Genomic DNA, 8,442 nt, shown 5'->3' on the forward strand with positions numbered 1-8,442 from the left:
TTCAGCGCCGATGGTAGTTGGGGGTTTCCCCCTGTGAGAGTAGGACGCCGCCAAGCCATTTTAAAGATCAGCCATCCGGCTGGTCTTTTTTCGTTAAAAAAAAGAAAAACCAGTAGTTATAGTGGTTTTTTCAATTATGGAAACTTTTATAGAGACATACACGTATTGAAAATCTTCATCATACATTGTTAAAAGCAGCCCCGGTTCTCTTAAACTATTTAAACTAATGTATGCGAACGATGGTTTTTGGGGAGAATGCAGGTATGGAGGTGGAGATGTTGGCAACAACAACCAAAACAACGGCAGGGGAATCGTGCGTGGTTTGTGAACAAATAAAAGGGATGGGAATACATCTATATACGACCTTTATTTGTGAGGAATGTGAAAGGGATATGATCGGCACGGATACAAATGATCCCCGGTACAAATATTACTTAAAGCAATTAAGAAAAATCACTAATCCTGAAATATTTTCATGAAAAAATAGTTTATGGAAAGTTGGAGAGTCAGAGAATGAAGGAATGGATTGTTTCCTCATTCTCTGACTCTTTTTTTGGATGAATGCTGCGTATCCAACTTATGTTTTCATATTTTCCCTGCATAATTGCCTTTCTGTCACCGTAATATGAGATAAATTTGAACTTATTTGATAAAATAATAAAATACTATGATTTGAGGGAAGAGAAAAATGAATCAATCACAGACACCGTTGTTCGATGCAATGAGTGATTTTTATAAAAAAAAACCAATATCCCTTCATGTTCCAGGACATAAAAATGGACAGGTGTTCAGTAAAAAAGGGCAATTTCTATATAACCCACTGCTTGGTTTGGATGCTACAGAGATAAACGGTTTAGATGACCTGCATGCTCCAGAAGGGGCCATTTTAAAGTCTGAGCAACTACTCGCTGATTTATATGGTGTACAGAGGAGTTATTTTCTGGTTAATGGGTCAACCGTAGGTAACATTGCGATGACCCTTGCGGTCTGCCGTGAAGGAGATAAGGTACTCGTTCAAAGAAACTGCCATAAATCGATCTTACATGGTTTGATGTTAGCGAATGTTCAACCGATCTTTTTACAACCGGACTTTTATGAGAAATGGGACATTGCTGGCAGTGTAGGATCAAAATTAATGGAAGAAGCCTTAGGTGTCCATCCTGATGTAAAAGCCATTATTGTAACCTATCCGAATTATTATGGTCTCGGTGAGGATTTGACGGAAATCGTGAGACTTGCCCATCAAAGGGGAATCCCTGTGCTGGTAGACGAGGCACATGGCGCTCATTTTCAGTTAGGAAGTCCTTTTCCTAAATCAGCTATATTGGCAGGTGCAGATGCCGTTGTTCATTCAGCACATAAAACATTACCGGCTATGACGATGGGGTCATATCTTCATCTCAATTCATCCTTAGTTGCTGCCGATGAAGTATCGTTCTATTTACAAATGCTTCAGTCGAGCAGTCCATCTTACCCAATTATGGGATCGCTCGATTTAGCAAGAGCCTACTTGGCCTCTTTTACATCAGAAGATAAAAATAGCCTAATTAAAAAGATAGTAGGTTTCAGAGGTGAATTAGCCGCTCTACAATCAATAAGAGTATTAGAGGCGCCACCAGGCACTTCAGCAGACCCATTGAAAGTCGTCATTCAATCAACAATGGGTTTAAGTGGTTTTGAGTTACAGCAGTTGTGTGAAGCCAAAGGTATTTTTACAGAATTAGCTGATCCTAATAATGTGTTAATGATTTTGCCTTTATTAAAGATGGGTACCGATTTCCCTTTTTCTGAAATCGTCCAAAATATAAAAAACGCCACTAAAGACAGAACTGGAAGCTGGAAAGCAAATCAAGTTGTTAGCTTGCTTGATGAAAGGTCAATGACGGGTCTTGAAATGCCATACTCCGTCATGAAACAAAAAAAATCGAGACCGGCCGCATTGAGAAGTGCCATAGGTAAGGTATCTGCCGAGATGGTCATTCCTTATCCTCCGGGAATCCCTTTAATTATGTCCGGGGAAATGATTACTGCTGAGCATATAACCAACTTAAGGAGGCTGCTTGACCTGGGATCCAGGTTTCATGGCGGTTCCTCCCTTTCAAACGGAGAATTAATCGTTTATGAAAGCGGTCAGGATGGTTAAAATGATATACTACAAACAAAGAACCTTGGAGGTACATCGATGAAACGCGGTATTTTTATAACAATGGAAGGGCCTGAGGGTGCTGGGAAAACAACAATCACCCAAATGCTAGGCAAGGCCCTCCAACAAGAAGGCTACCAAGTCCTATTAACACGTGAGCCAGGAGGAGTTCCCATTTCGGAGCAAATTAGGGAGGTTATCTTGAATAAAGCGAATACAGCTATGGACTCGAGAACAGAGGCTTTATTATACGCCGCAGCAAGACGTCAGCATTTAGTGGAAGTGGTCATGCCGGAGTTGGAACGAGGGGGAATAGTCCTCTGTGACCGATTTATAGATAGCTCGTTAGCCTATCAAGGCCATGCAAGGGGCTTGGATATAGAAGAGGTTTACAATATCAATAAATTCGCAATTGGAGACATGATGCCGGATGCCACGTTCTTTTTTGACATCATGCCTGAAGAAGGATTGAGGCGCATCCAATCCAATGGAGAACGGGAAGTGAACCGGTTGGACCTTGAAGCACTGGACTTCCATAAAAAAGTATATGACGGGTATCAGTTCATTATAAATAGATGGAAGGACCGTTTCATTATCGTGGATGCAGGCCGGACAATTGATGAAGTTTTTGAAGAATCGAAAGCCGGCTTGTTAAACATTTTAGAAAAAAAGTTTTGATTACCATATTATTCAACTGGATACTATTCCGGGCATGGACTAGTTGCTATAATAGAGATATGAAAAAATTCAGAGTAACCGGAGGATGATGAGAATGAAAATGATCATTGCTGTCGTTCAAGATAAGGATAGTCATCGGCTGCTGAATGAATTAGTAGAAAATAATTTTGGAACAACCAAGCTTGCCAGCACTGGCGGGTTTTTAAAATCAGGTAATACGACATTTATGATCGGTACAGAGGATGAACGTGTTGAACAAGCTATCCAGATCATCAAACAAAATTGTCAGTCACGATCCCAGTTAGTGTCACCTGTTTCACCGATGGGCGGGAATGCCGAGTCCTACGTACCTTACCCAGTGGAGATACAAGTAGGCGGTGCAACCATATTTGTACTACCGGTTGAAAACTTTTTACAATTTTAACGGTTAGCTGCATGGAGGTTCATTATGAAAATCAACCATGATATCCCCATTAAGTTGGATAAAGCGAGACAAGATGCCAAACAGTTCCAAACAGGAAACGGGAGATTTCAACAACTGGTCCAGACACAGGATCAAAAAATGCAAATCCAAACTTTAAACCGTTTGATAGGCGACATTGAAGGGGCTGGCCAGCGTTTAGTTCGGTCACGTACTTTTAGGGAATTGGCAAAATATAAAGCACTAGTGAAACGGTTTGTTAAGGAAGCGGTCGATTATGGACTGGAACTGAAGCAATCGACGAGCTGGAACCAATATGGTCAGAGCCGGCCATTGAAAACCGTAGAAACGATAGATGCAAGACTAGTCGAATTAAGCGAGGAAATTCTTAATAAAGAGAAAAGCTCGCTTGAAATATTAGAAATGATTGGTGAAATTAAAGGGCTTCTGATTAATTTATATACGTAAGTGAGTTGATGGTTTTGGATAAAACATGGCAGGATATGAGTCAAATTCAGCCACAGGTAATGACGATGCTGCAAAATAGCATAACGAAGAACAGAGTCGCTCATGCGTATTTATTTGAAGGGGAAAAAGGGACAGGTAAGCAAGAAATAAGTAAAACCTTTGCCAAAAGCTTACTATGCGAAGCACCAAAAGCAGGTTATGAGCCATGCGAACTTTGCAGGAATTGCAAACGGATTTCAAGTGGAAATCATCCTGATGTCCATTTGATAGAAAAAGATGGACTCTCAATAAAGAAGGAACAAATTAAAGAGCTTCAAGAAGAATTTTCGAAAAAAAGCGTAGAGGCCGATCGAAAGGTTTATATGATTGCCGATGCGGACAAAATGTCGGTTGGGGCAGCCAACAGTCTATTGAAATTTTTAGAGGAGCCCTCGGCCGGTACGGTGGCAATATTGATGACCGAACAGCTTCAGAGGATTCTGCCGACTATATTATCAAGGTGTCAAGTGATTTCGTTCAAGCCATTATCCCCGGAGAATGTGAAACGGAAGCTGGTAGAACAGGATTTAGAGCCACAGCTTGCTTCGGTTATCGCGCATATAACACAGAATGTGGAAGCCGGAATCGAGCTAAGCAATGATGAATGGTTTGTACAAGCTCAAAAAATAGTGGTAAAATTATATGAAGTGTTAAAACTCAATTCATTGAAGGCCTTGTTGTACCTTCAGACGGATTGGTTTCCACACTTCAAAGAAAGAGAACAGGTAGACAGAGGTCTTGATTTGTTACTTCTTATATATAAGGATTTATTATACATTCAGTTGGACAAAAAGGACTTCGTTGTATTCCAGAATAAACTGAAGGAATTTGAAACTCACGCTCTTCATCTTTCCCCAAGACGCCTTGCTGAACATATGGTGTGTATTTTGGAAGCAAAAAGAAAGCTGATGTCCAACACGAATCCACAGCTGTTGATGGAACAGCTTGTGCTGAATTTGCAGGAGGGATCATGATTTGTATGATGTTGTAGGTGTCCGTTTTAAAAAAGCGGGCAAAATATACTAATTTGATCCGGGTGAATTCGCTATTCCTAAGGACGATTTTGTAATAGTGGAGACTGTCCGCGGTGTTGAATTCGGTAGAGTTGTTACAGCCCGTAAGCAAGTAGATGAAAACGATGTTGTCCTGCCATTGAAAAAGGTACTACGGGTCGCTGATGCAAAAGATAAGCTTATTGTTGATGAGAACAAGGCAGCTGCAGAAGAGGCTTACTCTATATGTTGTCAAAAAGTCGTTGAGCATAAGCTGGATATGAAGCTAGTAGATGTGTCATATACTTTCGACAGAAATAAAGTCGTATTTTATTTTACAGCGGATGGTCGCGTGGATTTCCGTGATTTAGTAAAGGATTTAGCTGCCATATTCAGAACTCGGATAGAACTGCGCCAAATTGGGGTAAGGGATGAGGCAAAGATGCTTGGTGGCATTGGACCATGTGGCAGAATGCTTTGCTGCTCCACATTTCTTGGAGATTTTGAACCCGTTTCCATCAAAATGGCGAAGGATCAAAATTTATCATTAAACCCTACAAAAATCTCAGGGTTATGCGGTCGATTGATGTGCTGTCTGAAATATGAAAATGATGAGTATGAAAGTGCGAAGGAAATGCTTCCTGATTTAGGTGAAATGATTAATACGCCTGGTGGCAAAGGCAAAGTAGTGGGGCTTAATATTCTAGAACGCGTACTTCAGATTGAACTAATCGAGCAGGAAAGAGTATTAGAGTATACTCTAGATGAGATTCTAAAAGAGGGAGCCGTTTCTATTCAAGCCACAGATTATTAAGGTGGTGGGAGAGCGTGGATAAGAAAGATATTTTTGAGTCGGTGACCAATATGGAAACCCAGATAGGCCAATTATATAAGCAGCTTGGAGAATTGAAGCAGAACTTAGCTGAAATTCTTGAGGAAAATCAGTCGCTCAAGCTGGAAAACGAGCACTTGCGTAATCGGTTAGGCCTTGTGGAAGTCGAAACTGCGCCTGCTACAGTAAAGGTTAAACAAAAAGTGAAAAACCGTACTGCTAGTGCGGACAAGGTTATGGATATCGGGGAAGGCTATGATAATTTAGCCCGTATCTATCAAGAAGGCTTCCATATTTGTAATCTGCATTTCGGCAGTTTACGAAAAGAAGGAGATTGCCTGTTCTGTTTATCTTTTTTAAATAAGAAGTGATAATGGAATAATATAAAAGAATGTTCCATCTCTTTTACGTGATAGATAGACCGTTTACAATATATAGTGATTCGGGGTCTGACGCATACTATGAGTCAGGCCCCTTTTTTGTACGATACAAATGTCGAAGCATGGGCCCTAAGCATGCTTTTTCTATACATAAATAGGAGGGTAACAGCAATGGTAGAACTTAAAGGAGACGAACGTCTGGATTATCTATTGGCCGAGAATTTAAGGATCATCCAGAGTCCATCGGTGTTCTCTTTTTCATTAGATGCCGTTTTATTATCGAGGTTCGTGAATGTTCCGATTCAAAAAGGGAAAATCGTGGATCTTTGCTCAGGGAATGGGGTCATACCATTGCTGCTGAGTACAAGAACGAAAGGGACAATTACGGGTGTTGAGATTCAAGAGCGTTTATATGACATGGCCCAGAGGAGCATGGACTATAATGGCGTATCTTCCCAGATCGAGATGGTTCATGGAGATATAAAAGAGATTCCAAAGCAGATAGGGTATAGCAAATATGATGTGGTTACTTGCAATCCACCCTATTTTCCGACGCCATCAATCGAGGAAATTAACAAAAATGAGCATTTTGCAATTGCCCGGCATGAAATCATGTGTAATCTTGAGGACGTCATGCGTGTTTCAAGTCAGTTGCTTCGTCAAGGGGGGAAAGCCGCATTCGTTCATAGACCTGGCCGCCTGATGGATATCCTGCGTTTAATGAGGATGTATAGGATTGAGCCGAAGCGACTACAATTCGTTTATCCCAAAAGCTCGAAAGAAGCAAATACGATTCTTATTGAAGGGATAAAGGATGGGAACCCTGATTTAAAGATTCTTCCTCCCCTTGTTGTGTATAATGATCAAAATGATTATAATCCTGAAATCAGAAGGATTTTGTATGGAGAGGAATAAGCATTATTTTTATGTTTTAAAATGCAGGGACGGCAGCTATTACGCTGGGTATACAAATAACTTGGATTGTAGAATAGATGCTCATAATCAAGGCAAGGGGGCAAAGTATACGAGAGGGCGGACCCCCGTTGAATTGATTCATCATGAAATATTTGAAACCCAGACATTGGCCATGCAGGCTGAATATCAGTTTAAGCAACTGACAAGAAAACAAAAACAAAAGTGGATGGCAAAGGAGGATACATGATATGTGGCAGCAAAAGAGTTTTGAAAAAGAGGGATTGGAGCCAGCTCTATATCTGGTTCCTACCCCGATAGGAAACCTTGAGGATATGAGCTTTAGGGCTTTAAGAATCTTAAAGGAAGCGGATGTCATTGCTGCTGAGGACACGCGAAACACAAAGAAATTATGTAATTACTTCGAAATTTCGACACCTATCGTCAGTTATCATGAACATAATAAGGAATATAGCGGGAAGCAGATGCTAGAGAGGCTTCGATCAGGAGAGGTCATCGCATTGGTAAGTGATGCTGGTTTGCCGACGATTTCCGATCCGGGATATGAACTGGTCAAGGATGCGATTGCTGAGCAGTTTAAAGTCATACCGTTGCCGGGGGCAAATGCTGCATTAACGGCATTGATTGCATCGGGACTCGCTCCACAGCCTTTTTACTTTTATGGATTTTTACAGCGGGGTGCTAAAGAAAAAAAGAAAGAACTGGAAAAGTTAAAAAAGGTTGAATCGACATGGATCGTTTATGAATCGCCACATCGTTTAAAAGAAACATTAAAACACATGCAAGACATTCTAGGCGACCGTCGTATAGTATTATGCCGCGAATTAACTAAGAAATTTGAAGAGTTCATTCGGGGGACGGTAGGTGAAGCATTGACGTGGGCGATGGAATCCGAGATCCGTGGTGAGTTCTGTTTAATAGTAGAAGGTGGGCAATGGTCGGAGGACGAACCAGAGGAGGCCTGGTGGATGGCCCTTGATTTAGTCGGTCATGTTGATCATTATGTAGAAATCAAGCAGTTCAGTTCAAAGGATGCAATCAAGCAGGTCGCAAAAGATCGTAATATACAAAAACGTGATGTGTATCAAGCGTATCACATTGATATGGAATAATGTTTACGATGGTAAATAAGCAAAAAAAACTTCCGAAAATCGGAAGTTTTTTATTTATATCATTTATTTAGAAGTAGCGAAGTTTTGTTGAATTTCTTGGATTAGTAATTCAGCACCTTCACGACTAAGAATCAATTTACCATTAGCAAGTGTAAGGTTGTTATCGGAAACTTCACCTGTAACTTGGCAAGTCATGTTTGGTTTGTATTTTTTCAAGATGATGCGCTCGTCATCAACATAAATTTCAAGAGCGTCTTTCTCAGCAATTCCCAATGTACGACGAAGTTCAATTGGAATAACGACCCGGCCTAACTCATCAACTTTACGAACAATACCTGTAGATTTCATATTGAAAATTCTCCTCTCAGATTACAATCTAGTACCCTATTTCTATTTTTTTCGTCAATATTCGACAAATTTTTTTATAAATATATAATACCAGCC

At 40.6% G+C, this 8,442-nt stretch carries 11 protein-coding genes and 1 pseudogene; 11 read left to right on the plus strand and 1 reads right to left on the minus strand.

The window, feature by feature from the left end; translation table 11 throughout:
* Positions 1-263: 263 nt before the first annotated feature.
* The 11 genes and pseudogenes from ACFWE9_RS24320 (at position 264) to rsmI (ending at position 7,998) form a co-directional block, all read left to right on the plus strand.
* Positions 264-479, plus strand: a complete 216-nt coding sequence (locus ACFWE9_RS24320) for a sigma factor G inhibitor Gin (RefSeq protein ID WP_230161974.1) — start codon at positions 264-266, stop codon at positions 477-479.
* A 209-nt stretch (positions 480-688) separates the two neighbouring features.
* Positions 689-2,143 carry an aminotransferase class I/II-fold pyridoxal phosphate-dependent enzyme gene (locus tag ACFWE9_RS24325; RefSeq protein ID WP_377359218.1) on the plus strand — a complete coding sequence of 485 codons (1,455 nt, stop codon included), beginning with the start codon at positions 689-691 and terminating at the stop codon, positions 2,141-2,143.
* A 39-nt stretch (positions 2,144-2,182) separates the two neighbouring features.
* A complete protein-coding gene (tmk, locus tag ACFWE9_RS24330; protein WP_377359220.1) occupies positions 2,183-2,821 on the plus strand; it encodes a dTMP kinase in 639 nt (212 codons plus the stop codon).
* A 94-nt stretch (positions 2,822-2,915) separates the two neighbouring features.
* A complete protein-coding gene (locus tag ACFWE9_RS24335; protein WP_230161980.1) occupies positions 2,916-3,245 on the plus strand; it encodes a cyclic-di-AMP receptor in 330 nt (109 codons plus the stop codon).
* Between the two features lie 24 nt (positions 3,246-3,269).
* Positions 3,270-3,710: a YaaR family protein gene (locus ACFWE9_RS24340; protein WP_230161982.1), complete on the plus strand. Its 441-nt coding sequence runs from the start codon at positions 3,270-3,272 to the stop codon at positions 3,708-3,710.
* Positions 3,711-3,718: 8 nt separating this feature from the next.
* The gene (gene holB / locus ACFWE9_RS24345; RefSeq protein WP_377359223.1) at positions 3,719-4,723 is read left to right on the plus strand and encodes a DNA polymerase III subunit delta'; all 1,005 of its coding nucleotides are present in this window, start codon (positions 3,719-3,721) and stop codon (positions 4,721-4,723) included.
* Between the two features lies 1 nt (position 4,724).
* A pseudogene (locus tag ACFWE9_RS24350) lies at positions 4,725-5,555 on the plus strand (PSP1 domain-containing protein).
* Positions 5,556-5,569: 14 nt separating this feature from the next.
* Positions 5,570-5,944 carry a DNA replication initiation control protein YabA gene (gene yabA / locus ACFWE9_RS24355; protein WP_230161988.1) on the plus strand — a complete coding sequence of 125 codons (375 nt, stop codon included), beginning with the start codon at positions 5,570-5,572 and terminating at the stop codon, positions 5,942-5,944.
* Positions 5,945-6,124: 180 nt separating this feature from the next.
* Complete coding sequence (locus ACFWE9_RS24360; protein ID WP_230161990.1) at positions 6,125-6,868, plus strand: tRNA1(Val) (adenine(37)-N6)-methyltransferase; 744 nt, start codon at positions 6,125-6,127, stop codon at positions 6,866-6,868.
* Positions 6,855-7,115, plus strand: a complete 261-nt coding sequence (locus ACFWE9_RS24365) for a GIY-YIG nuclease family protein (protein WP_377359226.1) — start codon at positions 6,855-6,857, stop codon at positions 7,113-7,115. The genes ACFWE9_RS24360 and ACFWE9_RS24365 overlap by 14 nt, the downstream gene beginning before the upstream one ends.
* Position 7,116: 1 nt before the next feature.
* Positions 7,117-7,998: a 16S rRNA (cytidine(1402)-2'-O)-methyltransferase gene (gene rsmI / locus ACFWE9_RS24370; RefSeq protein WP_230161994.1), complete on the plus strand. Its 882-nt coding sequence runs from the start codon at positions 7,117-7,119 to the stop codon at positions 7,996-7,998.
* A gap of 63 nt (positions 7,999-8,061) precedes the next feature.
* Here the strand turns inward: rsmI and ACFWE9_RS24375 are convergent, their stop codons facing one another.
* A complete protein-coding gene (locus ACFWE9_RS24375; RefSeq protein ID WP_230161996.1) occupies positions 8,062-8,346 on the minus strand; it encodes a transition state genes transcriptional regulator AbrB in 285 nt (94 codons plus the stop codon).
* Positions 8,347-8,442 lie beyond the last annotated feature (96 nt).

This window comes from Peribacillus sp. NPDC060253 (assembly GCF_042727425.1).
Classification (GTDB): domain Bacteria; phylum Bacillota; class Bacilli; order Bacillales; family DSM-1321; genus Peribacillus.

Coding starts and splice junctions, on each gene's coding strand:
- ACFWE9_RS24320 (WP_230161974.1), top strand. CDS start 264: ATGGAGGTGGAGATGTTGGCAACAACAACCAAAACAACGGCAGGGGAA.
- ACFWE9_RS24325 (WP_377359218.1), top strand. CDS start 689: ATGAATCAATCACAGACACCGTTGTTCGATGCAATGAGTGATTTTTAT.
- tmk (WP_377359220.1), top strand. CDS start 2,183: ATGAAACGCGGTATTTTTATAACAATGGAAGGGCCTGAGGGTGCTGGG.
- ACFWE9_RS24335 (WP_230161980.1), top strand. CDS start 2,916: ATGAAAATGATCATTGCTGTCGTTCAAGATAAGGATAGTCATCGGCTG.
- ACFWE9_RS24340 (WP_230161982.1), top strand. CDS start 3,270: ATGAAAATCAACCATGATATCCCCATTAAGTTGGATAAAGCGAGACAA.
- holB (WP_377359223.1), top strand. CDS start 3,719: ATGGTTTTGGATAAAACATGGCAGGATATGAGTCAAATTCAGCCACAG.
- ACFWE9_RS24360 (WP_230161990.1), top strand. CDS start 6,125: ATGGTAGAACTTAAAGGAGACGAACGTCTGGATTATCTATTGGCCGAG.
- ACFWE9_RS24365 (WP_377359226.1), top strand. CDS start 6,855: ATGGAGAGGAATAAGCATTATTTTTATGTTTTAAAATGCAGGGACGGC.
- rsmI (WP_230161994.1), top strand. CDS start 7,117: ATGTGGCAGCAAAAGAGTTTTGAAAAAGAGGGATTGGAGCCAGCTCTA.
- ACFWE9_RS24375 (WP_230161996.1), bottom strand. CDS start 8,346: ATGAAATCTACAGGTATTGTTCGTAAAGTTGATGAGTTAGGCCGGGTC.